This is a genomic window from Parvibaculum indicum (genome assembly GCF_011762095.1).
GTDB classification, from domain to species: Bacteria; Pseudomonadota; Alphaproteobacteria; order Parvibaculales; family Parvibaculaceae; genus Parvibaculum; species Parvibaculum indicum.
Genome location: NZ_JAASQO010000001.1, coordinates 218,155 through 244,923 on the forward strand (window position 1 = coordinate 218,155; position 26,769 = coordinate 244,923).

Consider the following 26,769-nt stretch of genomic DNA (forward strand, 5'->3'; position numbering starts at 1 on the left):
TTTATGAAGGTCAGGTCGGCTGTTACGCACGCAACAAACACAAGACGAGAGAAATCCCCCAAACCTCCCTGGGAATCCCCTCTACCTCCCCGGCCATACTCTTAAGCGGGAAAAACGATGCCAAATGCTCAAGATGAAAGCAACCGGACCGATGCACTCATTTTATAAAGGGGTCCGCAAGCGTCCGCGGGGCCATGAAGACGCTCAGAAATGGCGAAAACCCTGATGGGGAACGGCGATGGGCTCGCCCTCCGCATCGACCAGCCGGACGAGCGTTTCGGGCGCACGATTCGCCCTCTCCTCAAGATGACCGATGAGGGCCACCGGTACCCCTGCCCCTGCGGCAATGGCGAGAAACGCCTCTTCCTCCTCGGCGGGCACGGCGAGAAGCAGTTCGTAATCGTCGCCGCCGGTGAGAAGCGACGCGAAAGTGACATCGGCCTCGGCGACGAGCATGGCCGCCGCCGCGCCGGAGAAAGGCACGTCCGCCGCCCGGATCGTGGCCGCGAGACCGGAGGCGTCGCACATATGCGTCAGATCGGCGACAAGCCCGTCCGACACGTCGAGCGCGGCGTGGACGACGCCGGAAAGCAAAGGCCCCAGCGTCGTGCGCGGCCGCGGCAGGCGGTAGCGGTCCGCCAGAAAGGCGCGGTCCGCCTCCGAGGCGGAGGGCAGCCGGTCCCGCAGCACGGCAAGACCGAGCGCCGCATCGCCGATGGTGCCGGTGACATAGACCCTGTCACCCGCCTTCGCCCCGCCACGCGGCAGCATGGCGCCCTCCTTCACCTCGCCGATGGCGGTGAGCGACAGCGTCAGCGGGCCGGGCGTCGAAACCGTGTCGCCGCCCCAGAGCGAGATCCCGAATTCGGCCTGGTCCGCGGCAAGCCCGGCGGCGAAATCCTCCAGCCAGGGCATGGAGGTTTCTTCGGAGAGCGCGGTGACGAGAAGATAGCCGCGCGGGCGCGCGCCCTTGGCGGCAAGGTCGGACAGGTTCACGCGGAGAAGTTTGCGGGCAACCGTGTCGGGCGGATCGGTGGGAAGGAAATGAACGCCCGCCACCATCGCATCGACCGTCAGCACCGTCTCCATGCCTGGCGCGGCGCGGTAAAGCGCGGCATCGTCGGTCAGCCCGAACGCGCCGGCGGCATTGCGCGCCAGCGGGGCGAAGAGTTCGGCGATCAGCTCGAACTCGCCGGGGCGGGGCCTGTCAGCTTTCCCGCCCGCCACGATCAGCGCTTCCCGGCCTGGGGGGGACGAATTTCCTTCGCCATGCGATCGAGCACGGCATTCACCACGCCCGGCTCGTCGCCCTCGAAAAAGGCGTGGGCGATATCGACATATTCGTTGATGACGACCTTTACCGGCACGTCCTTGCAGCGGCGCAGCTCATAGGCGCCGGCGCGCAGGATGGCCCGCAGCGTGGAATCGACGCGGGCCAAAGCCCAGCCCCTGGCGAGCGACTTGTTCACATGGGTGTCGATGTCGCGCTGTTCGCGCAGCACGCCGCGCACGAGATCCTCGAAATGAGCGGCGTCGCCCGTGACGATTTCCTCGCCCTCGATGGTTTCGCCCAGACGGTAGGTCTTGAACTCGGCCACGACCTCTTCCATGGGCGTGCCCGCCACATCCATCTGGTAAAGGGCCTGAACGGCCCCCAGCCGCGCGGCGCTGCGGGCGCGCGGATCGGTTTTCCGGTTGTCGGCGTGTTCGGCGTTACTCGTCACTTGCGGCTGTCGCTTTCAAAGAACGGGCGAAACGGGGCTCAGGCCCCGAGGCGCTTTTTCAGGTCGATCATGTCGAGGCATGCCTTTGCCGCGCCGCCGCCCTTGTTCTTGTCGGAGACGTTGGCGCGGGCCCATGCCTGCCCCTCGTTTTCCACTGTCTGGATGCCGTTGCCAAGGGCCAAGGCGCGATCGACGGTCAGATTCATGAGCGCACGGGCGGATTCGTTGGACACGATGTCATAATGCGTCGTTTCGCCCCGGATCACGCAGCCCAGAACGACATAGCCGTCGAACCGAGCCTTCGGGCCGCCATGGGTCATGCCTTCCAGCGCGAATTTGACGGCGGCGGGCGTTTCCAGCACGCCCGGCACGGCCACGCGCTCATAGCTGGCGCCGCGCGCCTCGATCTCGGCAATGGCGCCCCGGGCCAGCTCGTCGGCCAGCTCGTCGTAGAAACGCGCCTCGACAATGAGGATATGGGGTTTGCTGTCGCTCATTCCGCCTTTTCCTTGACCGGTTTCGCCTTCGCGCCGCCCGCCGCGACGGAGCGCTGACCGGTGATCCTGAGCCCGTAGCCCTCAAGGCCGACCAGGCTGCGGTCCGTATCGGAGAGAAGTTCCATTTCGTGAATGCCGAGATCGAGAAGGATCTGCGCGCCGACGCCATATTCGCGCAGGCGGCGCGGCATGCCCTGATCCTCGCTTTCGCCCTCGCCCTTGTGGAGCAGCCTGTCGGAAATCACGGTCGAGGTGGTGTCGCGGATGAGCACGACCACGCCGCGCCCTTCCTCGCCGATAATCCGCATACTGTCTTTCAGCACCGAGGAACGCGGACCGGATGCGCCCAGCACGTCGTCGAATATGTTGACGGCATGAACGCGCACCAGCACGGGTTCCGGCGTGGAGATGTCGCCCTTCACCAGCGCGACATGCTCGGCATATTCGACCGTGTTCTGATAGACCATCAGCTTGAAGTCGCCGCCGAACTCGCTCGTCAGCTCGCTCTCGATGGCACGGCGGATGAAATTGTCGTAGCGGCGGCGATAGGCGATGAGATCGGCGATGGTCGCGATCTTGAGGCCGTGAAGCTGCGCGAAATTCACCAGATCCGGCAAACGCGCCATGGTGCCGTCATCGTTCATGATCTCGCAGATGACGCCGCCGGGATAAAGACCGGCGAGACGCGCGATGTCGACCGCGGCTTCGGTATGGCCCGCGCGCACCAGCACGCCGCCATCGCGCGCGACCAGCGGAAACACATGGCCGGGCGACACGATGTCATGCGCGCCCTTGGTCGGGTCGATGGCAACCGACACGGTATGTGCGCGGTCATGCGCGGAAATGCCTGTGGAGATGCCCTCGCGCGCCTCGATGGAGACGGTGAAGGCCGTCTGGTGGCGCGACTGGTTGTGGCTCGACATGAGCTGCAGATTGAGCTCTTTCGCCCGGTCGGCATTCAGCGACAGGCAGATGAGCCCGCGGCCGTATTTCGCCATGAAGTTGACCGCTTCCGGCGTGCACATTTGCGCCGGGATGACGAGATCGCCCTCGTTTTCCCGATCCTCCGCATCGACCAGCACGAACATCTTGCCGTTGCGCGCGTCTTCGATGACTTCTTCTATGGGCGACAGAAATTCCTTGTACACGGAGCCTTAGTCCTTCTCAGCCAGGCGCGCGACATAGCGGGCCAGCATATCAATTTCAAGATTAATCGCATCGCCCTCGCGGGCGCCGCCCCAGGTGGTGACCTCCTGGGTATGCGGAATGATGTTGACGCCGAAATGGCAGGTGCCGTCGGCCTGGTCCTCGACCTCGTTCACGGTGAGGGAGGTGCCGTTGATGGTGATGGAGCCCTTGGAGGCGATATAGCGGGCAAGCGATGCCGGCGCCTCGAAGGTGAAGCGTTTGGAATCGCCCTCGTCGCGGATGACGACGATCCGCCCCACCCCGTCCACATGGCCGGAGACGATATGGCCGCCCAACTCGTCGCCCGCTTTCAGCGCACGTTCGAGATTGATCCGCGTACCCTCTTTCCAGCCGCCCAGAACGGTGCAGTCGAGCGTCTCGGCGGAGGCATCGACGGCAAACCAGTTGCCGCCGTCCGTGCCCTTGTCCACCACGGTGAGGCAGCAGCCCGAACAGGCGATGGACGCGCCCATGTCGATGCCGGCGGGGTCGTATGCCGTGGCGATGACGAAGCGCGTGTCGCCGCGCTTTTCGACGGCGCGAACGGTGCCTATGTCCGTCACGATACCGGTGAACATGATCGATCAGCTCCGAAAGACATAGCTCGACAGCGTATCGTCGCCGAGCTTCATGCTGTGCGTGTGAATGAAACCCGGCGCATCGCCGACGCGCCCGATGCCGAGCGAGGCGATGGCGGGATAGCCGTCGCCGCCCAGCAGCGTCGGCGCGCGGAACCATTCGAGCCGGTCCACGAGATGCGCCTGAATGAGCGAGGAGGCAAGCCGCGCCCCACCCTCGACCAGCACGCGGGTCAATCCGCGTTCGGCGAGTTTTTCCATGGCGATGCGCATATCCATGACGCCGTTTTTGTCGGGCGCGACGTCGACAAGGTCCACACCGCATCCCTCGAACGCCTTGCGCCGCTCCGTATCGCCTTCCGGATGGGTGAGGACGATGAGCGGCACATCCTTCGCCGTGCCGACGAGCTTCGAGGTCAGCGGCAGACGCAGGCGCCCGTCCGCGACGATGCGGATCGGATGGCGGTCGGCCATGCCCGGCAGGCGGCAGGTGAGTTCGGGATCGTCGACGATGGCGGTGGCGCTGCCAACCATGATGGCGTCATGCGTGGCGCGCAAAAGATGTCCGCGGGCGCGCGCGGCCTCGCCGGTGATCCACTGGCTATGACCGGAATGGGTCGCGGTGCGCCCGTCCAGCGTGCTGGCGATCTTGAGCGTCACCAGCGGGCGATTGTCGCTTACCTTGAGGAAGAAACCTTCATTGAGCGCATGGGCCTCGAGCGCGCAGACGCCGTCTTCGACCTCGATGCCCGCCTTTTCCAGCAGTGCGAGCCCACGCCCGCCGACGCGCGGGTCCGGATCGGCGATCGCCGCGACGACGCGCGCAATCCCCGCATCGATCAGCGCCTGGGCGCAGGGCGGCGTCTGTCCGTGATGGGCGCAGGGCTCAAGCGAGACATAGGCGGTCGCGCCACGCGCCGCCTCGCCTGCGCGCCCCAGCGCTTCCGTTTCGGCATGAGGACGGCCGCCGGGCCGGGTCCAGCCGCGCCCGACGACGCGCGGAGCGTCTTCGTCCTCGCGCACGATGACGCAACCGACAGCCGGGTTCGGCGCCACACGGCCCAGACCGCGCGCAGCCAGCGCCAGCGCCATTTTCATGCAATCCGTATCGTAGGGCCGGACCATGCTCATCTCCCGCGGGCTCTTCAGACAAGACCGGGCCCGGCAGGGAAAAAGCTAGTCCCGATCTTCGTCCACGTCCGGTTCCGGGCCGCTCAACTCGCCCAGAAACTCTTCGAAATCCTTGACTTCGCGGAAGTTTCTGTAAACCGAGGCGAAGCGTACATAGGCCACGGCGTCGAGAGAGCTGAGGCCTTCCATCACGAGCGTTCCCACCATTTTGGAGGGAATCTCGCTCTCGCCCATGCTCTCAAGCCGCCGGACGATGCCCGATACCATACGCTCGATGCGTTCCTGCTCAACCGGGCGTTTGCGCACGGCAATTTGCACGGAACGCATAAGCTTGTCCCGATCGAAGGGCACCCGGCGGCCATTGCTCTTCACAATGGTCAGCTCGCGGAGCTGAACACGCTCGAAGGTCGTGAACCGCCCGCCGCAGGCCGGGCAGAAGCGGCGGCGCCGGATCGCCGTGTTGTCCTCGGTGGGACGCGAGTCCTTCACCTGGGTATCTTCGTTTCCGCAATATGGACAACGCATGCGATGCCGCCCCCGCCTTTCCATCGGCCTTCAGGCCGATATGTGCCCCTCAGAAAAAGATCGGTCCCAGTCTACTGCGGACCGCCATAGATCGGAAACCGCTTGCACAGCTCCAGAACGTCCGCGCCGACCTTTTGTTCGACATCGGCGTTCTTTTCCGGGCCATTGGCGGCCAGGCCGTTCAGCACGTCGACGATCATGCGGCCGACTTCCTGGAACTCCGTCACGCCGAAACCGCGCGTCGTGCCCGCGGGCGTGCCCAGACGCACGCCGGAAGTGACGGTCGGCTTTTCCGGATCGAAGGGAATGCCGTTCTTGTTGCAGGTGATGCGCGCTTCTTCCAGCGCCTTCTCGGCGATATTGCCGGTCAGCGACTTCGGACGCAGATCCACCAGCACGACATGCGTGTCGGAACCGCCCGAAACGATGTCGAGACCGCCATCGACCAGCGTCGCGGCCAGCGCGCGGGCATTGTCGACGACGCCCTGCGCATAGACCTTGAAGTCGGGCCGCAGCGCTTCGCCGAACGCAACCGCCTTACCCGCGATCACATGCATGAGCGGACCGCCCTGAATGCCGGGGAAGATCGCAGAATTGATCTTCTTGCCGAGATCGGGGTTGTTGGACAGGATCATGCCGCCGCGCGGACCGCGCAGCGTCTTGTGCGTCGTGGTGGTGACCACATCGGCATGCGGCAGCGGGCTGGGATGCGCGCCACCGGCCACAAGACCGGCGAAATGCGCCATGTCGACCATGAAATAGGCACCGACCTTGTCGGCGATCTCGCGGAACGCCTTGAAGTCGATCTGGCGCGGATAGGCCGAACCGCCCGCGATGATGAGCTTGGGCTTATGCTCCATGGCGAGGCTTTCGACCTCGTCCATGTCGATGCGATGATCCTGCTGGCGCACGCCATACTGAACCGCATTGAACCATTTGCCCGACTGGTTGGGCGCCGCGCCATGCGTCAGGTGACCGCCGGCGGCAAGGCTCATCCCCAGGATCGTATCGCCGGGCTGCAGCAGCGCCTGGAAGACGCCCTGGTTCGCCTGCGAACCGGAATTGGGCTGCACATTCACATAGGCGCAATCGAACAGGCGCTTGGCGCGTTCGATGGCCAGGTTCTCGGCAATATCGACGAACTCGCAGCCGCCATAATAGCGGCGGCCCGGATAGCCTTCCGCATATTTGTTCGTCAGCACCGATCCCTGCGCCTCAAGCACGGCGCGGGACACGATGTTCTCGGAAGCAATGAGCTCGATCTGCGTTTGCTGGCGCCCGAGCTCCTGCTCGATCGCCTTCGTGATTTCAGGATCGCTCTCCGCGAGGCTCGCGGTGAAGAAACCGGCGGACTGACCAGCGCCGGTCGCAGCTTTGCTTAGAGACATAAATCTACCTTTTTCAGTTCATATTGCCCGCGGGCGCTTCGCGCGCCCCGCGGTGGCCGGTCGTACGAACCTTGTGCCGCGGGGCCCTTCAACACCACCATCAAAGCGCAGGAGTTCCAGCGCTCTCGCATCGGTATTGCCGCTTAATCCGTCGCCTTCGGTTCGGGCGGGCCCGGGGGACCGGCCAGTGGCGGCGTCATACCATATATGGCCGTTTGAGAGCAATTGACCCCCATGCGGCAAACGCGGGAACGGAGCGGCAAACCGTTACCGTCTCGTTAAGAGACAATCGCCTGTTCAAGAATAGAATCCGGACGGAAATATCCATTTAGAACCTACGGGCAAAAATACGGAGTGCCGATTTCCGCCATGGAACAATAGACGTTTCACTAAATATTCTATCTAATATTTGCCGATCTCATGTTTTTCTCGTCTATCTGCTTCAGCTAAATCACGACGCCAGTAACTCACACGGCGTTTGTTGATGTTTTCGTAAAAAGAAGCAGGTTAATTGCTTGCAGCCCAATGTTGTATCGCGCTAGAAGTTGGGCGTTATTGCCACTGAGAGATTCTCAGTGCGCCGATCTCACGAAAATTAAAGGTAAATTCTCAGGATGGACCAGAACACCACCGGCGACGAAGCCCAGAACAGCGACTATCTTGGCCTCGCTGTTGAGATCGTTTCTGCCTATGTAAGTAATAACGCGATGTCTTCGGCCGACCTGCCGGCAATGATCCGCACGGTTCATTCGACACTGGCCGACCTCGGACAGGGAACGGACAGCACCGAGCCCGACCTGACGCCCGCCGTGCCGGTGAAGAAATCGGTGACGCCCGATTACATCATTTGTCTTGAAGACGGCAAAAAGCTGAAAATGCTGAAGCGTTATCTGCGCTCGCAATACGGCATGACGCCCGAAGAATACCGCGCCCGCTGGGGCCTGCCGCACGACTATCCGATGGTCGCGCCGAACTACGCCGCGCAGCGCTCCAAACTTGCCAAGCAGATCGGTCTCGGCCGCGCCGGCACCGCCCCCACCCGCGGCCGCCGCAAGAAGTAAGCGCCGACCGGTCAGACGACGATACCGCCCCCCGATCCTCCCCCGGAGTTTCGGGGGGTCGTTTTTTCAGGTGCTTTTTCCGCGCCCTCTTCCAGCCGTTTGAGACGATAGCGAAGTTTGCCCAGCGCCACGCGCTCCAGCTCGCGCTGCGGCGCGGTGTGCGATCCGATCACCGACACCTCGACGCCGGTTTCGACATCGATCGCCGACACCTTGACGCTGCCGCCCATGGGCTGAAATTCGAAAATGACTTCCCCGCCGGCGCCCGCCGGCGTTCCGGGACGGCCCCCGCCGCCCTTTTCGGGATCGTCAGGCGGCACGCCTGATGTTCCGGCGTGTCCACACCTTGTCGAGCGCGCCCACGAGTTCGCGCATCATCTCGTCGGTATGAACGGGCAAGGGCGTGAAGCGCAGCCGCTCCGTGCCGCGCGGCACGGTGGGATAGTTGATGGGCTGCACATAGATGTCGAAATCCATCAAAAGCTCGTCGGAGACGGCCTTGCAGACCACCGGGTCGCCCACCATGACCGGCACGATATGGCTTTCGCACATCATCACCGGCAGGCCCGCTTCGGCCATCATGGAACGCAGGGTGCGCGCCCGTTCCTGATGCAGCTCGCGCTCCGCATTGCTGCTCTTCAGGTGGCGGACGGACGCCAGCACGCCCGCCGCGAGCACCGGCGCAAGCGAGGTGGAGAAGATGAAGCCCGGCGCATAGGAGCGCACGACGTCGATCAGCGTCGAGGAGGCCGCGATATAGCCGCCCATCACGCCGAAGCCCTTGGCCAGCGTCCCTTCGATGATGTCGACCTTGTCGAGCACGTCGTCGCGCTCGGCAATGCCGCCACCGCGCGGCCCGTAAAGGCCGACCGCATGCACCTCGTCCAGATAGGTCAGCGCATTGTAGCGATGCGCCAGGTCGCAGATCTCACCGATGGGCGCAATGTCGCCATCCATCGAATAGACGCTCTCGAAAGCGACGATCTTCGGCTGGTCGGGATCGATCTCGCGCAGCAGCTCTTCCAGATGCTGAAGATCGTTATGACGCCAGACGCGCTTGGGCCCGCCGCCGCGGCGAATGCCCTCGATCATGGAGGCGTGGTTCATCTCGTCGGAGATCATCACGCAGTCGCCGAGAATGCGCGCCAGCGTGGAGAGCGTCGCGTCGTTCGCGGCATAGCCCGAGGTGAAAAGCAGCGCCGATTCCTTCTGGTGAAGATCGGCAAGCTCCTGTTCCAGCTCGACATGGTAATGCGTGGTACCGGAAATATTGCGCGTACCGCCGGAGCCCGCGCCGACTTCGTCCACCGCCTGCTTCATGGCCGCGACCACCTTGGGGTGCTGGCCCATGCTCAGATAGTCGTTGGAGCACCAGACGGTGATTTCCTTCGTGCCTTCGGGCGTGTGATAGGTCGCGCGCGGAAAATTGCCGCGATGACGCACGATGTCGGTGAAGACGCGATACCGCCCTTCATCCTTTACCGCCTGCAGCGCGTCCGCCAGTTTCTTGTCGTAATCCATCGCCCTATCCTGCCTTTCCCCGGCCTGTGCCGGGAGCCTCTCCGTGAGAAGGCACGCAAACGTCACGCGACACCGCTCAATGCCGCCCCCAAACGGGTCCTTGCGCAAACTAACCGTTTGAAACCGCGGGGCCAGACGCGAATTGTCGCATTATTTTCATAGCATTGATGGGGGATCAGGACGAGGCCCAAAGACCGCGCTCCTCCAGAACCGATTTCAGGATTTTCGGCTCGTCGGTCATGAGCCCGTCCACCCCGATATCGATGAGGCGATGCATCTCCTCCGGATCGTCGATGGTCCAGACATGGACCTGCATGCCCAGTTCATGCGCACGCTCGACGAGCCGCCGGTCGGCGATGGGAATGCCGTGCTGGCGAACGGGCAATTGGGCGCATCCCGCCGCGAAACCGCCCCACAGAAAGCCCAGCGGCCCGCTCCAGCTTGAAAAACGCAGCCGCGTCGTGCCCAGCGGGCCGATGCCGGTGCACAGATCCGGCCCCAGCGCCTCGCGGACGGCCGCGATACGCCGGTCGGAAAACGCATTCACACAGACCCGGTCGATCGCCCGCTGCTCTTTCAGAACGCGGATCAGCGGCTCTACCGCATTGTCGAGCTTGGGGTCGATATTGATCCTGAGATCGGGCCAGGCGGCGAGCATGTCGGCAAAAAGCGGGATCGGCTCCTCGCCCGCGACCAGCGCCGGCTTCACCTCGGCATAGTCCATCTCGCGGATGAGGCCCGAGCGGTCCGTCACCCGGTCGAGCCGGTCGTCGTGAAAGGCGAGCAGCACGCCGTCCCGCGTCGCATGGACATCGGTCTCGATATAGCGATAGCCGAGATCCACCGCGCCCTGAAAGGCGGGCATGGTGTTCTCCGGCCAGGCGCCCGCGCCGCCGCGATGCGCGAAAGCGAGAAGGCCGTCGAATTCGAGATAGGGAAATCTGGCGGGCAGCGTCACCTGAATTTCGTCCTTTCCTCAGGACTCTTCCTGTTCCCGTCATTGCGATGAGGCGCAGCCGACGAAGCAATCCAGCGCCGAACCAACCGCTTCTGGATTGCCGCGCGCCCTGAAGGGCGCTCGCAATGACGATCCCTTTGAAATCGATGCAACCGCATCAGATCGCCGGTCAGTACTGCGCGGTCGCAGTGCTGTAGAGGCGGTCGCGATTATAGATGTCGGGTCGGAAATTGACCATGCCGTCGCCATCCACCCAGGCGGTGATGTATTTCAGATGGATCGGCACCGCCTGCTTCAGCCCGACGGCCTGGAGATAGCCTCTGGAAATGGTGGCGTCGATGCGCGCGCGGTTCCAGCCCTCCTTGCCTTCGAGCAGCCAGGTGGCGAGCGTGCGCACTTCCTTCACACGCACGCAACCCGACGAAAAGCTGCGCGAGCTGAGCTGGAAGAGATAGCGCGTCGGCGTGTCGTGCAGATAGACCGCATGCTGATTGGGAAAGTCGATCTTCACCCGTCCCAGCGCATTCCACTTGCCCGGATCCTGCCTCAGGTAATAGCGGTTGAACGTATCCGCCGACCAGTCGACCGAATAGGGATTGATCTCGCGCGCGGTATCGCCCCACCCGGCCATCAGCTTGAAGCCGGCGCGCTGCAGATAGCCGGGATCGGCCTTGATCTTGGAGAGCTTGTCCTTGATCGCGATGGATTTCGGCACGAACCAGTAGGGGTTCAGGATGACCGAACTGACGGCGCTCGACAGTTCCGGCGTCTGCCGGTCGCGCTTGCCGACCACGACGCGCTGGCGGAACTCGACGCGGTTATCGGCAACCGCCTCCACTTCCTGCGCGGCGATGTTCACGAAGACATAGCGTTTGCTGCCGGCCACCCTGGGGCCCATCTCCGCCAGCCGGGACCGGTTCTGCCGGAGCTGCGCGATACGCCGCGACACCGGCACATTCATCATTTCGAGCGTGCGCGGGCCGACCACCCCGTCGGGCTTCAACCCGTTGCGGCGCTGAAAGCGCTTCACCGCGGCATCGACCTGCGGCGTGAACAGATAGGGGTCGGCCTCGGAAGCCTTCATGTCGCCGCCCGCCACCAGCCGCTCGCGCAGCAGCGCCACGCGCCGCTCGGTCACGCCGAGTTCGAGCTTCTCGCCCTGCGGAATGCGCGGCCAGCCGCCCCAGCTTTCGATTTCCCGGTAAAGCGCAATCGCATGGTCGATACGCCCGACGGCCTCGCCGCCAAGCGTCGGCACACTGCTCTGGGCGACCGGAACCTCGTCGATCTCGTCGGCCGCCGCGGCGGCGCCGCCCGGCGCATCCGCCGTCGACAGCCCCGCATCGTCCACCGCCGGGGCGTCCCAGGGATCGACCCAGGCGTCCGCCGAGCCGTCGAGCCCCCGCGCCTGCACCGCGCCCGCCGAAACGGCGGCGGCAAGGCCGAGCCCGAAAAGGGCCGTCGAAACGGCCCTGAACGGCAAATATGAGAAAAAACGAACCACCGACCTGCTCTTTCCAGCCCCGCGCGCGAAGGACGCGCTTCCCGCCATGTTTACCATTTCGGGACAGGGAGCGCGATTGTTCACAATCCGGACGCCCCCGACATGGCCGAATTAGGCCCCCAGTGTTGCAAATGGGTGCGCCGGGGCGCGACACAAGTCCACCCCTTGCAACCCCCGTGCAAACGGCGCCTCAGAGACGGTAGCGAATCTGGTCGGTCCAGAAGCGTTCGAGCTTGAAAAGCGTCTGGTTGAGCTGGCGCAGCTCTTCCACCGAAATGTCGCCCACTTCCGCGATCTGCTCGCAATGCTTGTCGTAGAGCCGGTCGATCACCGCGCAAATCTCGCGGCCCTTGTCCGTCAGGCGTACCCGCACCGAACGGCGGTCCACATTGGAGCGCTGATGATTGATATAGCCCGTCTCGACAAGCTTCTTGAGATTGTAGGAGACATTGGAGCCCAGATAGTGGCCCCGCGTCTTCAATTCGCCCGCGGTCATCTCGGAACCGCCGATATTGAAGAGCAGCAATGCCTGAACGGAGTTGATTTCGGAGCAGTTCTGGCGCTCCAGCTCATCCTTTATGACGTCCAGGAGACGTCGATGCAGACGCTCGACATATGTCAGCGCTTCGAGATAGGTCGTCTTCGACGCTTCATCATTCTGATTGGCGTCTTCGCCGTCGCGGACAACCGGATTCGGCTTCATTTGTGTCGCACCCATGACTTCGGCCCAAGCAAGCTGTTACACACCCGGGTCCTTCTGACCCGACTCGCCGAAAAACATAGCGGTGCCATACTAATGATGGCTTAAGACCCGATTTGGCCTGTCCTCATATGAACCAAAAAACGGCTATTTCGTCAGATTTCCCTGAATGAGCTTGATGATTCCGGAAAAATCCAGGCTGTCGGCCCCGGCCGCTTCCATCAGCGTGTAGAGCTGCTCCGCCGCCGCGCCCAAGGGCGTGGCCGCCTTGACGCCGGTCGCCGCGTCCTGCGCCAGCCGCAGATCCTTCAGCATCATGCCCGCCGAGAAGCCGGGCTGATAGTTCCGGTTGGAGGGCGCCGCCGGCACCGGCCCCGGCACCGGGCAATAGGAGGTCATGGACCAGCACTGGCCCGACGCGGTGGAGGAGATGTCGAACAGCGTCTGCGCATCGAGGCCGAGCTTCTCGCCCAGGCTGAAAGCCTCGCAGACGCCGATCATGGAAATGCCCAGGATCATGTTGTTGCAGACCTTGGCGACCTGCCCGTTCCCCGCCTGACCGGCATGGAAGATGTTCTTGCCCATCACCTCGAGCACCGGCTTCGCCTTCGCAAAGGCCGCCTCCGCGCCGCCCACCATGAAGGTGAGCGTACCGGCCTCCGCACCGCCGACGCCGCCCGAGACCGGCGCATCGACCATCGGCATGCCCGCCTCCTCCGCCGCCGCGATCACCTCGCGCGCCGAGGGCACGTCGATGGTGGAACTGTCGATGAAGAGCGTGCCCTTCTCGGCCGCTGCGAGAAGACCGTCATCGCCCAGATAGACCGATTTCACATGCGCGCCCGCCGGCAGCATGGTGACGACGAATTCCGCGCCCTTCACGACATCCGAGGCCTTGTCCGCCGCGCTGGCGCCTGCCTGCGTGAGTTTTGCGACCGGATCCTTCGACAGGTCGAAGACGGTGAGGTCGTGTCCCGCCTTGACGAGGTTGAGCGCCATGGGGCCGCCCATATTGCCGAGACCGATAAATCCGATTGCCGCCATTGTCGTCTCCTCCTGCCTGAACTTTTAGGGGCCCTTGTTCCGCCGGGCCTTACCTCAGCGCTTCCTTGCCCGCGCCCGAGAAATAGCTGTCGATCTCGTCGAGCGTCACATCGGCAAGCGTTGCCGGTTTCCATTGCGGCGCGCCGTCCTTGTCGAGAATGGTCGCGCGCACGCCTTCGTAAAAATCATGCCCTGCGAAGAAAGACTGGGTGAGGCGATATTCCAGTGCCATCGCCGCCTCGAAATCGAGATCGCGACCCTCGCGGATCTGGCGACAGGCGACGAGCGTGCTGAGAGGCGATTTGCTTTCGATGGTGTCGGCGGTCTTCACCGCCCATTCATCGCCCGCCGCGCGCAGCGACGCCACGATCTCCGTCACCGAGGACGCGGCGAAATGCCGGTCGATCGCGCCCTGGAGACCGGCAAGCGGCGCGGTTTCCGTATCCGCCTCGACTTCCTGAAGCGCCTCGCGCAGGTTCGCGCCGCCGCAGAGACGGTCTTTCAGCGTCTCCAGCGCGGCGGACGGCACATAGGTGTCCGCAATGCCTGCATAGACCGCATCCGCCGCCTTGAGGCGGGCGCCGGTCAACCCGAGATAGAGGCCGGTTTCGCCCGGACAGCGCGGCAGGAAGTAAGTGCCGCCGACATCCGGAAAAAGGCCGATGCCGGTTTCCGGCATGGCGAAGGTGAGCCGCTCCGTCGCGATCCGCATCGATCCGTGAACGGACAGACCGACGCCGCCGCCCATATTCACGCCGTCCATCAGCGCGACATAGGGCTTGGGGAAGCGCTTGATGGCGATGTTGAGGAGATATTCCTCTTTCCAGAAGTCGAGCGCCGTGCGGTCGTTCGCGCGGCCCCAGTCATGCAGGGCGCGAATGTCGCCGCCCGCGCAAAAGCCCTTTTCGCCTGCGCCTTCGATGATAACGAGTTGAACGCTGTCGTCCTTCGCCCATGCATCGAGCTGCGGGTGAATGAGCCGCACCATGCCGAGCGTCAGCGCATTGAGCGCCTTGGGACGGTTCAGCGTGACGATGCCCGCCACGCCGCGTTTTTCGAACAGGACTTCTTCGCTCTTGGGTGCTTCATCGGACATGAAGTGGTACTCGCTTACTCTTTGAGCATTTCTCTGGCGATAATGACACGCATGATCTCGTTCGTGCCTTCCAGAATCTGATGCACGCGCGCATCGCGCAGATGACGCTCCAGCGGGAAATCCTTGAGATAGCCATAGCCGCCATGAAGCTGCAGCGCATCGTTGATGACGTTGAAACCCGCATCGGTCGCAAAGCGCTTGGCCATGGCCGCGAATTTCGTCGCATCCGGCGTCTTGGCATCCACCTTGGCGGCGGCCTGATAGATCATCAGCTTCGCGGCTTCGAGTTCGGTCGCCATGTCGGCGAGCTTGAACTGAAGCGCCTGGAACTGGGCGAGCGATTTGCCGAATTGCTGGCGCTCGGTCATATAGCTCTGCGCCTGCTTCAGCGCGGCGCGCGCGGTGCCGAGCGAGCAGGCACCGATATTGAGCCGCCCACCATCGAGCCCCATCATGGCGAATTTGAAGCCTTCGCCCTCTTCGCCGATGCGGTTTTCGACCGGCACGCGGCAATCCTCGAAGATCACCTGCGCGGTCGGCTGGCTGTTCCAGCCCATCTTCCTTTCCGGCGCCCCGAAGGAAAGACCGGGCGTGCCGTTTTCCGCCACGATGCAGGAAACGCCGCCCGCGCCCGCGCCGCCGGTGCGCACCATGCAGACATAAATGTCCGACGTGCCCGCGCCCGAGATGAATGCCTTGGAGCCGTTCAGCACATAGTGATCGCCGTCGCGCACGGCCTTCGTCTTGAGCGAGGCGGCGTCCGACCCGCTGGAGGGCTCGGTCAGGCAGTAGCTGGCGATGATCTCCATCGAGGTCAGGCGCGGCAGCCAGCGCTGGCGCTGCTCTTCGCTGCCGAAGGTGTCGATCATCCAGGACGCCATATTATGGATGGAAATGAAGGCCGCGGTGGAGGTGCAGCCTTCCGACAGCGCCTCGAAGATGAGCGCGGCATCGAGACGGGAAAGCGCGGAGCCGCCCACATCCTCGCGCACATAAATGCCCGCAAAGCCGAGTTCGGCGGCCTTTCGCATGACCGGCACGGGGAAAATCGCATCCCGGTCCCAGTCCGCCGCGTGGGGGGCGAGCTCGGACGCGGCAAAATTCTGCGCGACCTCCTGAAACGCCCGCTGATCTTCGCTGAGTTCGAATTCCATGGAATCTCCCCGAATGACGGCTTTCCCGGCGTAATTTCAATCTTCTCGCCGGGTTTTCAGCGGTTTACTGGCCGCCCCCGGCCCTGTCAACGCGGGCCGCGGGCCCATCTTAACGCTACCGCAGCGGCAGGCTGGAACATTTGCCAGAGGCCGGTCCAGGGGATATGAGTTTCGGCCAAAAGAGGAGCCTTTATGCCCACACCGAGCTTCCCCGCGACGCGGATGCGCCGCAATCGCCGCACCGACTGGTCCCGCCGCCTGGTGGCGGAGAACGCGCTGAGCGCGAACGATCTCATCTGGCCGCTTTTCCTGGTGGATGGCGAGAAAAAGCGCGAAGCCGTCCCCACCATGCCGGGCGTGGAACGGCTGAGCGTGGATCAGGCCGTGCGGGCCGCTGAGGAAGCGGTGAAACTCGGCATTCCGGTGCTGGCGCTCTTTCCCTATACGGCGACAGAAGACCGCGACGAGGAAGGCTCTCTCGCGACCGATCCGGAAAATCTCGTCTGCCGCGCGACACGCGCCATCAAGAAGGCCTTTCCGGAGATCGGCATTCTCTGCGACGTGGCGCTCGACCCCTTCACCAGCCATGGCCATGACGGGCTCATCCGCGAGGAAACGATCCTCAACGACGAGACGGTGGAAGTGCTGGTGCGTCAGGCGCTCAATCAGGTGGAAGCCGGCTGCGACATCATCGCGCCGTCCGACATGATGGACGGACGCATTGCGGCGATCCGCACCGCACTCGAAGCGACCGGCCGTCACGATACGCAGATCATGGCCTATGCCGCGAAATACGCCTCCGCCTTTTACGGGCCGTTCCGCGATGCGATCGGCTCCAGCTCGGCGCTCAAGGGCGACAAGCGTACCTATCAGATGGACCCGGCCAACGGCGACGAGGCGATCCGCGAGGTCGCGCTCGACATCGCCGAGGGTGCCGACATGGTGATGGTAAAGCCCGGCATGCCCTATCTCGACATTGTGAGCCGCGTGAAGCGCGAATTCGGCATGCCGACCTTCGCCTATCAGGTGTCGGGCGAATACGCGATGATCGCCGGCGCCATCGAACGCGGCTGGCTCGACCGGGACCGCGTGATCCTGGAAAGCCTGCTGGGCTTCAAGCGCGCGGGCGCCGATGGCGTGCTCACCTATTTCGCCCCGGAAGCGGCGAAGCTGCTGCGGGGCTGAGGCTCAGACACATTCCCGTCATTGCGAGGAGCAACGCGACGAAGCAATCCAGCCCGGCGTCCGCCGCCCCTGGATTGCCGCGCGCCCTCCCGGGCGCTCGCAATGACGCTTCCCTAAAAACCTTCAAACCCCGCCAGCATGAGCGAGGCTTCGCCATGGAGCGCGGGCAGACCGCCGGCGCGTTCCAGCATCTCCGCCAGTTGCGCCACCGCGCTCGCCCGGTCCTCCCAACTCGCCTTGTCCTGGAGGCGGGAGAACATCAGCTCGTAGCGGCCCGGAAAATCCTGCGCGAAGTCGAGATAGGCCCGCCGCATGCGCACGGCGCTCCCCGATGCGCCCACATCCTCAAGCAGCATGTCGAGGCTTTCCACCGCGACCGCGCCCAGCAGCGCGTCCAGATTGTCGAAATGACGATAGGGCGCGGCCTCCGATACGCCCGCGCGCCGCGCCGCCTCGCGAAGGGTCAGCGCATCGCGCCCGCGAATATCGAGCAGCGTCGCCGCCGCATCCATCAGCGCCTGTTTGAGATCGCCGTGATGATAGCCGGTCTTCTGTCCCCGCATCCGTGCCCTGGCCATCGCGTTCCCCCTTTGTGCCCGAGAAGCCGGATGTTATCGACGTTAACATTGAAAGTAAACCTTAATGGAAGAACGCTCCGTGAACGGATCATGACATAATCTTTAAAAATCGAAATCGCTATGGGTGCCGTCGATGCGGACGATCGTATCGGTAACGAAACCATTGAAGCCGGTCTGCATGCCGATGGAATAGGCGCCCATCAGGCCGAACTCGATCCAGTCGCCTTCCTGAATATTGTCCGGCAGATGGAAAGGCAGCTTCAGCACGTCGAGACTGTCGCAGGTCGGACCGAAAATCCGGAACGGCTGGGTGTGCCCGGCAAGCGCCTCGCCCTTGCGGCGGATGGCGCGAACCGGCGGGTCGAGATCGCCGTCGCGGATTTCCGACAGGCAACCGTAAATGCCGTCATTGATATAGAGATCGTTGCCCTTGCGCAGATGAACCTGCGTCAGCACCGAGCAGCCGCTGGCGACAAGCGCGCGCCCCGGCTCGCCCATCAGCGGCACGGTGATCCCGAGCCGGTCTCTGGTCTCCCGGATGACGTCGAAATAGTCCCGCAGCGGCGGCACGTCCATCTTGTAGCGCGCCGGGAAGCCGCCGCCCACATCGAGATATTCCAGCGGTACATCCGCCTTCCCGGCCACGTCCATGGCAAGCTCCATCGCGATGCGGAACGCATCCGGGTCAAGGCACTGACTGCCGACATGAAAGGCAAGCGCGGTGCGGCAGCCGCGCCGGCTGGCCTCCTTCAGCAGGGCCACGCCATCGTCCGGCGGCGCCCCGAACTTGGCGGAGAGATTGTAGACCGCCCTGCCCTTGGGCGTGGCCAGACGCACCTCGACGGTAATGTCGGTGCCGGCATAGCGGATCACCTTGTCGAGCTCATGCATGTCGTCCACGACGAAATCCGTGAGCCCGTAGACATCGACGGCACTGTCCAGCGCGCCGCGGCCCTTCACCGGATGGTTGAAATAGCAATGCGCTTCCGGGAACTGCTCCGTCACCTTCGCGATCTCGAAGATGGAAGCCGTATCGAAATGCCGGATACCGCCCTCCCACAGCGACCGCAGCACGTAAGGATGCGGATTGCACTTCACCGCATAGAGAACCGTGCCGGGAAACCCCTCGACAAAAGTCTGCGCCCGTTCGCGCAGGATGTCGGGAAAGACGCAGAACACGGGATAGGACGGGTTCAGCCGGTCGATTACGTCGTCGACCGACGCAAACCGCGTTTCGCGCGAATGCCTGCGGAGCTGCTGCTCGCTCATATCCGTCTCCCGTCCTGCCCGTTATGCGACCGCGTTCAGTTTTTCTTGCCGAAGTTCTCAAGCCGCGCAATCAGGCTCGACGTGTCCCAGCGATTGCCGCCCATGGTCTGCACCTCGCCATAGAACTGATCGACAAGCGCCGTCACGGGCAGGCTCGCCCCGTTGCGGCGGGCTTCGGCGAGACAGATGCCCAGATCCTTGCGCATCCAGTCCACGGCAAAACCGTGGTCGAACTCGCCCTCTATCATGGTCTTGTAACGGTTCTCCATCTGCCAGCTCTGCGCCGCGCCCTTGGAGATGACGTCGATGACCGCTTCGGGGTCGAGGCCCGCCGCCCTGGCGAAGTGAATGCCCTCCGACAGCCCTTCCACAAGCCCGGCAATGCAGATCTGGTTGACCATCTTGGTGAGCTGGCCCGCGCCGGAGCCGCCCAGCAGCTTCACCGACCGCGCAAAGCAGTCGATCACGGGCTCGGCCTTTGCGAAGGCGGCCTCGTCGCCACCGCACATGACGGTGAGGACGCCGTTTTCCGCACCCGCCTGCCCGCCGGAAATCGGCGCATCGACGAAGGCGATGCCGCGCTCGGCCCCGGCCGCGTAAAGCTCGCGCGCGACCTCGGCAGACGCCGTGGTGTGGTCGACGAAAACCGTTCCGCTCTCCATGCCGTGAAAGGCGCCCTCCGCCCCGGCAACGACCTCGCGCAGATCGTCGTCATTGCCGACACAGGCAAACACGATGTCGGCGCCCGCCACGGCCTGCTTCGGCGTCGGCGCGGACGCGCCGCCATATTCGGCGACCCATTTTTCGGCCTTTGCGGCGGTGCGGTTGTAGACGGTGACCTCGTGACCGGCCTTCTTCAGATGACCCGCCATGGGATAGCCCATCACGCCGAGACCCAGAAACGCCACCTTCATCGCCATATCGTCACTCCATCTTCGATCCGCAAAGGAGTGGCATATGTATCAGGCGAAATGGGGTCCGTCCAAAAGCGGCGCGGCGCGTGTCAGCGAGAGGTCATGACGATGCGGCCCTGCCCGGCGAGATCGCCGCTGCGGCAGATGAGAGAGGACTGCGCCGAACAGGGGGCGTAGTAGAGACGCAGCAGATCGCCGTCCAGCGTCATGTCGAAACAGTCCCGGGCGCCATACTGGATCTCCGACGAGCTGAAGCAGAAACGGTTGTTCTCGATCCACCATTTGCCCGACCCGGATTTGTGCTTCTCGCTGGAATATTCCTTCAGATAGTTCGTGGCGAGATACTGGGTCAGTTCCACGTCCATGCTGCCGTCGGCATCAAGCTCCAGCGTCATGTTGATGAGCTTGTTGGAGCCCTGCCGTTCGATACGGCCCATTTCGAGCTTCAGGGTCTTGCCCACCATATGCGAGCGGATCTGCCCGCCGGTCAGCGCATTGCCCTTGCGGTTGAGGATCGTCTTCTTCGCGTCGCCCCCGGCGCCGCCGCCCTTGCCGCCTTCCACGCCGTTGCCCGCGGAGGCCTGCGGCTCTTCCTGTGGTTCGGGCACGGGTTCGGGTTTCCTCTCCGGCTTGGGCAGGGGCTTGTCCGCCTTGCGCACGGCCTGCTCCGGCTTGGGCTTGGGCGGTTCCGGTTTCACTTCCGGTTTCGGTTGCGGCTTCGCGGCCGCCTTGCGCGGACGCGGCGCGGCATAGCGGTCGTTCATGGAACCCGCGGCAAGCTGGAACGTCACGGAATCGCCGCCGCCGGGCCCCGGCCCGCCGAAAATGCCGCCCGCCATGGTGAGCCACAGAAACAGAGCCAGATGCAGCAATGCCGCCGCGACGAGAAAACCGCGCAGGCGCGGCTCCGGAACGGCGGTCGCCTTTTCGTCCCACGCCACGCTCATGAACTACGCTCCGTCAGCAACGTCACCTGCTGCACGCCCGCGCCGCGCAGTCCCTCCATCAGCGTCAGCACACTTTCGGCAGGCGCAGCCTGGTCGGCCTTGATGGAGACGCGCGACTTGTCCTTGTCCTTCATGAAGTCCTTCAGCATGAAGCCCGCGAGCGAGGGCTCCATCACCTGATCGCCGACCCAGACGAACCCGTCCGACTCAACATAAAGCGTGACCTTTTGCGGCGGCGCCGGATCGTCGATCGTCCCGCTCGGCAGCGTCACGCCTACGTCGCTGCTCTCGCCCAGCGTGCCCGCCAGCAGAAAGAAGATCAGCAGCAGAAACACCACATTGATAAGCGGGATCGTCGTCTCGAACTCCCGCCGCGGCGCCGGCGCGCCATCCTGTTCGTCGAACTCGATCATTGGCCCAGACGCTCCACCCTTGCCGTGCCGACATTCGTCGCACCCGCCTCACGTGCCGCTTCCACCGCGCGCACCAGTTGCTGCGTATGCGAATCCCGCTCCGCCAGAATGGTCACGGTCATGTCCGTCCGATCGCCGATCTTGTCGCCGACCGCATCGGCCAACCCTTCCGGGGAAACCGGATCGCCGTCCACGCGCAGCGACCCGTCTCCCATCAGCCAGATCTCGACCACGCGGGCATCCTCCGGCAGTTCCTTCCGGTCGGCCGCCGGGGTTACCACGGACAGCGCCTGCGTCTGCAGGAAGCTCGTGGTGAGCATGAAGAAGATCAGCAACTGAAAGACGACGTCGATCAGCGGCGTGAGACTGGTCATCCGCCGCCGCCGAACCGGTACGTCGAACGTATCTGCCATGGCGCTTGCTCCGGCTCTGGTCCGGCTCAGTCCGCCGCCTTGGCGGGCCGGCTCATCGGACGGGCATGGAGCGCGGCGAGAATCCGGGCCGACGCATCGCGCATCGAAAGCCGGACCTGATCGACACGGCCCTCGAAAAGATTGAGCGCGGTGATCGCCGGCAGCGCCACGATAAGGCCGACCGCCGTGGTCAGAAGCGCCTGCCAGATACCGCCCGAGAGCAATGCCGGGTCGACCTTGGACCCCGATTCCTCAAGCTGCTGGAACGCCTCGATCATGCCGATCACCGTGCCCAGCAGGCCGAGCAAGGGCGAGATATTGCCGATCACTTCCAGCCAGCGGAAATGACGCTGCAACGCGCCGAGTTCGACGGCGCCGACACGGGAAATTTCCGCGGCGACATCCTCGTCGCGCAGATCGCCGCGCGCCTTGGCCCGCACGCCGGCCGCCATGGCCCGCGAAAGCGGCGTCTTGTATTTGGAGAGAATGGCGAGAGCCCCTTCCGGGTCGCCCGCCTCCACCTTGTCGACGGCCGGGTCGACGAAATTGTGCCGCTTCAGGTCGGACCGCCAGAACTGCCAGAGTTTCAGCAGAATGACCGCCGCCGAAATAATCGACAACACAATGAGGATGACGACGATGACGCCGCCCTTGTCCACCAGAGACGCCAGGCTGTACCAGGGATCCGAGCCCCCCGCCGCGAGCGCATCGGCCGCGCCCTTAATCGTCCCCGCCGCCTGATCCGCACCCGCGACCGCGGCATCCGCACCGCCATTGGCAGCCGACGTCGCGTCGGCAGCCGTCTGAGCTGCATCCGGCATCTATTCTCCTTCCCTGCTCCCTCCGGGCCCCCCGCCGATCCGGAACTCCCTGTCCCGTCCCGATCGCCCTTTTTAGTAAATTATCTTTACGAGATCATCGTTGACCTCTTCGGTCAAGAGCCACATTGTGGATCTGTAGCAAAATAATATTACCCGCGCGGCGATCATCGCCGGATCGCAGAATATAACGCAAGAAGCATGAAAAACGGGGGTAACCCGATGGCAGGAGCCAAGGGGGAACGCATCGAGGCGGCACTGTCCGGCGATGCCGGACATGAAATGTCCGCCGCCTATTTCGGCCAGCTGCTCGGCGCCGTGGGCGAACAACTCAGCCAGCTCTACGACGACGCCACGGGCCTCACGCGAAACCAGAACCGCATCCTGGTCGCCCTCATGCGGGAGGACGGCCTCACCCAGACCGAAATCGCGCACCGGCTCGACATGCACAAGGTTTCCGTCGGCCTGCACATTGCGGAACTGGAAGCGCTGAACCTCGTGGCCCGCGAAGCGCACCCGACCGACGGGCGGGCGAAATGCATCCACCTGACCTCCCACCTGAAAACGCAGGTGCCCCACGCCCAGCAGGCTTTTGCCCGCATCCATGCCACCGCAACCGAGGGCATCGCCCCCCATGATTATCTGACGATGATCGACTGCCTGTCGCGGATGCATGACAATCTGGCGCGGATGAATCAGGCGGAAGAAGACCTCCCCGCCGCGACGAAACAGGGCGCGTAATCTGCGCGCCGAGCCGTCTTTTTCCTCGCGCGCCCGTCCCGATACGAAACGGTCCGGGAGTCCACCGGCGGGACGATCTCATTTTTTCAGCGGTTGAATCACACGTCCTGAAAAAACGCCGTATTCGGACCAATCCATTCAGGTTTGGGTAACATACCGAAGCCTAGGGTCATTCATCCAGCACGCGGCCGGGGTCCATCGGCACAGTCGGATAGCCGCCACGGAATGAGGGCAACCCGAGGCAAAGGTGCGAAACGCATGCATGAGAAAACCTTCACGCGGCACGAGTTGATCGAGGCCGTGTTCAAGGGCGCATCCGAAGCGGCGATGTTCGCGGACGAGAACCGCCGTATCGTCCAGGTCAATCCGGCCACGCTCGAAATGTTCGGCTATGGCCCCAACGAGTTGATCGGCCAGCAGACATCGATCCTCTATGCCGATGAATCCCAGTTCCACGAACAGGGACAGTTGCGTTTCAGTTCGTCGGCGCCTGCCGGGACGGAAGCCTATCGCATCAGCTACAAGCGTAAATCGGGCGAGGTCTTTCCCAGCGAGACGATCGGCGGTCCCGTTCGCGACCAGGACGGCGAAATCCTCGGCTATTTCGGTCTGATCCGCGACATCAGCGACCAGGTCCGCACGGAAAACAGCCTGCACGAACTCTACAAGATTTCGACCGACCAGCGGCTCACGGGACAACAGAAGATCCAGTCCATCCTGGAACTTGGCGCGAAACATTTTTCGATGGATTTCGGCATCGTCTCCCGCATCGCCGACGACACCTATACGGTCGAATATGCCACCTCGCCCGACCAGAGCCTCAAACCGAACAGCGTCTTCCCGGTGGAAAACACCTATTGCGTCCACACGCTGGCCAGAGACGACGTGACCACGTTTCACAATGCCGGCGACAGCGAGATCGCCACGCATCCCTGCTACCGGGAATTCCAGCTCGAATCCTATATCGGCCTGCCCCTGACCGTGGACGGCAAGCAATACGGCACCGTGAACTTCTCAAGCCCGACAGCGAAACGGAGCCCTTTCTCGTCACAGGACGAGGAGTTCATGCGGCAGTTCGAGCAATGGATTTCCAACGAGCTGCAAGAGATGCAATCCGTCGAACGCCTGATGCAGGCGCGGCGGGACGCGGAAGAGGCGAACAGGACGAAATCTCGTTTTCTCGCCACCATGTCGCACGAATTGCGCACCCCCATGACCGGCATCTTCGGCATGCTCGACATGATGGGAACGACCGCGCTGACGCCGGAGCAGAAGACCTATCTGCGCCAGACCCGCGAATGCGCGGAAAACCTCCTCACCCTGCTCAACGACGTCCTCGACCTTTCCAAGGTGGAGGCCGGACGCCTGACGCTGGAAAGCATTCCGCTGCAGCCGCGCGAGCTGATCGACTCCATCGCCTCGACGAACCTGCCCTCAGCGCAGAAGAAGGGCCTGAAACTCTGCGTCGACACCGACGTTTCCCTTCCTTCCGTGCTGTGCGACCCGACGCGGATGCGCCAGGTGCTGGCCAACCTCGTTTCCAATGCGATCAAATTCACCCGGGAAGGATCGATTACGCTGGGCTGCCATCTCGTGGAAACGGGTACCGACGAGGTGACGCTGCGCTTCGAGGTGTCCGATACCGGCATCGGCATTGCGCAGGAACAACTCGGCCGCATTTTCGAATCCTTCGGCCAGGCCGATGCCAGCACCAGCCGCCTCTATGGCGGCACGGGCCTCGGACTGGCGATCTGCAAACGCCTCGTTGAAACCATGGGCGGACAGATCGAGGTCGAAAGCGAACTCAATCACGGCGCGACCTTTCGTTTCGACGTCACCTTTCCCCTCGCATACGGCAAAGCCGACCCCGCGCCGGATGCTGTCGGCGGCGATGCAACTGTGCAGGACAACGATAATGACGGACTGCGCGTGCTGGTGGCCGAGGACAATGAGGTCAACGCCATGCTGCTCGACAGTATGCTGAGCAAAATGGGGCACAGCGTCACCATCGTGACGAACGGCGCCGAAGCGCTGCGGGCGGTCCAGGACGAAACATTCGATATCGCGGTCTTCGACATGAACATGCCGGTGATGGACGGCGTGGAGGCCACGCGGCGTATCCGCGCCCTCGACAGCACGGCGGCACGGCTGCCCATCGTCGCGCTGACGGCGGATGCGATCCTGGAACGCCGCCAGCAATATCTCGACATCGGGCTCAGCGAATTCCTCACCAAGCCGATCAACTGGACGGCCTTGCAGAAGGCGCTGCGCACCCATACGCAGTCCGGCGACAACGCCGCCCCCGTCCCCGACCTTCAGCAGGCTTCGCTCAGCCTCTTCGAGAGGGAGCTGCAGAACGTACCGCTGCGCGAAAGCGCCCAGCTCGACGAGCTGGAACACCGCCTCGGCTCCGGCGCCCTGGCCACGCTTGTCATCTCCTCCTTCGAGGCCTTCGAGAGCTTCGCCGCCAAGCTCCGCCGCGACCTGGCCAAGGGCATGCCGGAGGAATCGCGGGCGACGCTGCATTCGCTGAAGGGAACGGCGCTGAATTTCGGCGCGAAAAGGCTCGGCCTGCTCGCCGCCGAACTGCAGCGCCTCGTCACCGAGGAAACCGAGACGGCGCGTTTCGACATGCTGATCGTCAAGCTACAGCCCACGATCGAGGAAACGCGCAAAGTGTTCGAGGAACGCTACAAGGTGTCGTTGGCCGAAAAGCAGGAAAACCGCTTCCGGGCATGACCGGCGGGATCAGCTGTCGATCGACAGCGCCCGGTAGGACCCGCGGTGATAGACGAGCGGTTCGCCCTCCACCGCCCGGTCGAAATGCAGCACCCGGCCGACGAAAATGATGTGATCGCCCGCATCGTGCCTGGCATCGACCTCGCACTCGAAATGCGCAAGCGCCTGCACCAGCCGCGGGCAGCCGTTCACGCCGCCGATCATCTCGATCCCTTCGAGGCTGTGATCGCCGGGCTTCGCCAGCCGGTTGGACACCTCCATATGCTCGTCCCGCAGGACGTTCACCGTGAAGGTTTCGCTCTTCTGGAAGACGTCCAGCGTGTCGGAATTCTTGTCGAGGCACCACAGGACGAGCGGCGGATCGAGCGAGACCGACGAGAAGGAATTGATGGTGATGCCGATGGGCTCGCCGTCGGTACAGGTCGTCACCACCGCCACGCCGGTCGCGAAACATCCCAGCGCATCGCGGAATTTACGCTGGTCCAGTGCAGTGCCTTCGATCGTACTCATGACTCAATCCGTCTCCGATACGCCCGTCAGAATCCGTTCCGCGCGGAAAGCGCAGCGGAATGCTCGGATATTAAGGTTTTAGGAACGCCCCGACAGAGGAGCAACCGAGCATTCGCGCAAATCACCAATGCGTCGATGCAAAGCGTTTTGGTTAAACCGCCTGTTAACAGGCC

28 protein-coding genes are annotated in these 26,769 nt (G+C 63.6%); 4 read left to right on the forward strand and 24 right to left on the reverse strand.

Features of this window, described 5'->3' with window-relative positions; translation table 11 throughout:
- Positions 1–204: 204 nt before the first annotated feature.
- The 8 genes from thiL to glyA form a co-directional block, all read right to left on the reverse strand.
- Positions 205–1,227, reverse strand: a complete 1,023-nt coding sequence (gene thiL / locus FHS78_RS01065) for a thiamine-phosphate kinase (protein ID WP_167089399.1) — start codon at positions 1,225–1,227, stop codon at positions 205–207.
- Positions 1,228–1,229: 2 nt separating this feature from the next.
- Positions 1,230–1,724: a transcription antitermination factor NusB gene (gene nusB, locus FHS78_RS01070; protein WP_167089401.1), complete on the reverse strand. Its 495-nt coding sequence runs from the start codon at positions 1,722–1,724 to the stop codon at positions 1,230–1,232.
- A gap of 38 nt (positions 1,725–1,762) precedes the next feature.
- Positions 1,763–2,221 carry a 6,7-dimethyl-8-ribityllumazine synthase gene (ribH, locus tag FHS78_RS01075; protein ID WP_167089403.1) on the reverse strand — a complete coding sequence of 153 codons (459 nt, stop codon included), beginning with the start codon at positions 2,219–2,221 and terminating at the stop codon, positions 1,763–1,765.
- On the reverse strand, positions 2,218–3,369 hold the full coding sequence (gene ribB, locus FHS78_RS01080; protein ID WP_167089404.1) for a 3,4-dihydroxy-2-butanone-4-phosphate synthase: 1,152 nt from the start codon (positions 3,367–3,369) through the stop codon (positions 2,218–2,220). The genes ribH and ribB overlap by 4 nt, the downstream gene beginning before the upstream one ends.
- 6 nt (positions 3,370–3,375) lie before the next feature.
- Entirely contained in the window at positions 3,376–3,987 is a 612-nt protein-coding gene (locus FHS78_RS01085; RefSeq protein WP_167089406.1) for a riboflavin synthase, read from the reverse strand.
- A gap of 6 nt (positions 3,988–3,993) precedes the next feature.
- The gene (gene ribD / locus FHS78_RS01090; protein ID WP_205305145.1) at positions 3,994–5,112 is read right to left on the reverse strand and encodes a bifunctional diaminohydroxyphosphoribosylaminopyrimidine deaminase/5-amino-6-(5-phosphoribosylamino)uracil reductase RibD; all 1,119 of its coding nucleotides are present in this window, start codon (positions 5,110–5,112) and stop codon (positions 3,994–3,996) included.
- Positions 5,113–5,163: 51 nt separating this feature from the next.
- Positions 5,164–5,643 carry a transcriptional regulator NrdR gene (gene nrdR / locus FHS78_RS01095; RefSeq protein WP_167089408.1) on the reverse strand — a complete coding sequence of 160 codons (480 nt, stop codon included), beginning with the start codon at positions 5,641–5,643 and terminating at the stop codon, positions 5,164–5,166.
- A gap of 71 nt (positions 5,644–5,714) precedes the next feature.
- Positions 5,715–7,031 carry a serine hydroxymethyltransferase gene (glyA, locus tag FHS78_RS01100; protein WP_167089410.1) on the reverse strand — a complete coding sequence of 439 codons (1,317 nt, stop codon included), beginning with the start codon at positions 7,029–7,031 and terminating at the stop codon, positions 5,715–5,717.
- A 614-nt stretch (positions 7,032–7,645) separates the two neighbouring features.
- Here glyA and FHS78_RS01105 point away from each other — a divergent pair.
- Positions 7,646–8,092 carry a Ros/MucR family transcriptional regulator gene (locus FHS78_RS01105; protein WP_167089411.1) on the forward strand — a complete coding sequence of 149 codons (447 nt, stop codon included), beginning with the start codon at positions 7,646–7,648 and terminating at the stop codon, positions 8,090–8,092.
- Positions 8,093–8,103: 11 nt separating this feature from the next.
- Here FHS78_RS01105 and FHS78_RS19205 read toward each other — a convergent pair whose 3' ends face one another.
- From FHS78_RS19205 to FHS78_RS01145, 8 genes are all read right to left on the reverse strand, one after another.
- Positions 8,104–8,412, reverse strand: a complete 309-nt coding sequence (locus tag FHS78_RS19205) for a DUF6898 family protein (protein ID WP_205305146.1) — start codon at positions 8,410–8,412, stop codon at positions 8,104–8,106.
- On the reverse strand, positions 8,402–9,613 hold the full coding sequence (gene hemA / locus FHS78_RS01115; RefSeq protein ID WP_167089413.1) for a 5-aminolevulinate synthase: 1,212 nt from the start codon (positions 9,611–9,613) through the stop codon (positions 8,402–8,404). Before hemA ends, FHS78_RS19205 begins: the two co-directional genes overlap by 11 nt.
- Before the next feature lie 175 nt (positions 9,614–9,788).
- The gene (locus FHS78_RS01120) at positions 9,789–10,571 is read right to left on the reverse strand and encodes a glycerophosphodiester phosphodiesterase family protein (RefSeq protein ID WP_167089415.1); all 783 of its coding nucleotides are present in this window, start codon (positions 10,569–10,571) and stop codon (positions 9,789–9,791) included.
- Between the two features lie 169 nt (positions 10,572–10,740).
- Complete coding sequence (locus FHS78_RS01125) at positions 10,741–12,075, reverse strand: L,D-transpeptidase family protein (RefSeq protein ID WP_167089417.1); 1,335 nt, start codon at positions 12,073–12,075, stop codon at positions 10,741–10,743.
- A 190-nt stretch (positions 12,076–12,265) separates the two neighbouring features.
- Positions 12,266–12,778: a transcriptional regulator LdtR gene (ldtR, locus tag FHS78_RS01130; protein WP_167089946.1), complete on the reverse strand. Its 513-nt coding sequence runs from the start codon at positions 12,776–12,778 to the stop codon at positions 12,266–12,268.
- Between the two features lie 144 nt (positions 12,779–12,922).
- The gene (mmsB, locus tag FHS78_RS01135; RefSeq protein ID WP_167089419.1) at positions 12,923–13,819 is read right to left on the reverse strand and encodes a 3-hydroxyisobutyrate dehydrogenase; all 897 of its coding nucleotides are present in this window, start codon (positions 13,817–13,819) and stop codon (positions 12,923–12,925) included.
- Positions 13,820–13,868: 49 nt separating this feature from the next.
- Positions 13,869–14,915: an enoyl-CoA hydratase/isomerase family protein gene (locus FHS78_RS01140; protein WP_167089421.1), complete on the reverse strand. Its 1,047-nt coding sequence runs from the start codon at positions 14,913–14,915 to the stop codon at positions 13,869–13,871.
- 14 nt (positions 14,916–14,929) lie between these two features.
- Entirely contained in the window at positions 14,930–16,069 is a 1,140-nt protein-coding gene (locus tag FHS78_RS01145; protein ID WP_167089423.1) for an isobutyryl-CoA dehydrogenase, read from the reverse strand.
- A 192-nt stretch (positions 16,070–16,261) separates the two neighbouring features.
- On the opposite strand from FHS78_RS01145, the gene hemB reads away from it, so the two are divergent.
- Positions 16,262–17,254 (forward strand): porphobilinogen synthase, encoded by a 993-nt coding sequence (gene hemB / locus FHS78_RS01150; protein WP_167089425.1) that lies wholly within the window; start codon positions 16,262–16,264, stop codon positions 17,252–17,254.
- A 113-nt stretch (positions 17,255–17,367) separates the two neighbouring features.
- Here hemB and FHS78_RS01155 read toward each other — a convergent pair whose 3' ends face one another.
- From FHS78_RS01155 to FHS78_RS01185, 7 genes are all read right to left on the reverse strand, one after another.
- Positions 17,368–17,832 carry a TetR/AcrR family transcriptional regulator gene (locus FHS78_RS01155; protein WP_205305147.1) on the reverse strand — a complete coding sequence of 155 codons (465 nt, stop codon included), beginning with the start codon at positions 17,830–17,832 and terminating at the stop codon, positions 17,368–17,370.
- A 102-nt stretch (positions 17,833–17,934) separates the two neighbouring features.
- Entirely contained in the window at positions 17,935–19,101 is a 1,167-nt protein-coding gene (locus FHS78_RS01160; RefSeq protein ID WP_167089427.1) for a type III PLP-dependent enzyme, read from the reverse strand.
- A 35-nt stretch (positions 19,102–19,136) separates the two neighbouring features.
- Positions 19,137–20,015, reverse strand: a complete 879-nt coding sequence (locus FHS78_RS01165; protein ID WP_167089950.1) for an NAD(P)-dependent oxidoreductase — start codon at positions 20,013–20,015, stop codon at positions 19,137–19,139.
- An 89-nt stretch (positions 20,016–20,104) separates the two neighbouring features.
- Positions 20,105–20,962 carry a hypothetical protein gene (locus tag FHS78_RS01170; protein ID WP_167089040.1) on the reverse strand — a complete coding sequence of 286 codons (858 nt, stop codon included), beginning with the start codon at positions 20,960–20,962 and terminating at the stop codon, positions 20,105–20,107.
- Positions 20,959–21,375, reverse strand: a complete 417-nt coding sequence (locus FHS78_RS01175; RefSeq protein ID WP_167089429.1) for an ExbD/TolR family protein — start codon at positions 21,373–21,375, stop codon at positions 20,959–20,961. Before FHS78_RS01175 ends, FHS78_RS01170 begins: the two co-directional genes overlap by 4 nt.
- Positions 21,372–21,788, reverse strand: coding sequence for an ExbD/TolR family protein (locus FHS78_RS01180; RefSeq protein WP_167089431.1), 417 nt, complete (start codon positions 21,786–21,788; stop codon positions 21,372–21,374). The genes FHS78_RS01175 and FHS78_RS01180 overlap by 4 nt, the downstream gene beginning before the upstream one ends.
- A gap of 26 nt (positions 21,789–21,814) precedes the next feature.
- Positions 21,815–22,609: a MotA/TolQ/ExbB proton channel family protein gene (locus tag FHS78_RS01185; protein ID WP_167089432.1), complete on the reverse strand. Its 795-nt coding sequence runs from the start codon at positions 22,607–22,609 to the stop codon at positions 21,815–21,817.
- A 219-nt stretch (positions 22,610–22,828) separates the two neighbouring features.
- Between FHS78_RS01185 and FHS78_RS01190 the strand changes: the two genes are divergently transcribed.
- Positions 22,829–23,347: a MarR family winged helix-turn-helix transcriptional regulator gene (locus FHS78_RS01190; protein WP_167089434.1), complete on the forward strand. Its 519-nt coding sequence runs from the start codon at positions 22,829–22,831 to the stop codon at positions 23,345–23,347.
- Positions 23,348–23,605: 258 nt separating this feature from the next.
- Positions 23,606–26,086 carry an ATP-binding protein gene (locus FHS78_RS01195; protein ID WP_167089436.1) on the forward strand — a complete coding sequence of 827 codons (2,481 nt, stop codon included), beginning with the start codon at positions 23,606–23,608 and terminating at the stop codon, positions 26,084–26,086.
- A gap of 9 nt (positions 26,087–26,095) precedes the next feature.
- Here FHS78_RS01195 and FHS78_RS01200 read toward each other — a convergent pair whose 3' ends face one another.
- On the reverse strand, positions 26,096–26,596 hold the full coding sequence (locus tag FHS78_RS01200) for a flavin reductase family protein (protein WP_167089438.1): 501 nt from the start codon (positions 26,594–26,596) through the stop codon (positions 26,096–26,098).
- Positions 26,597–26,769: the final 173 nt, after the last annotated feature.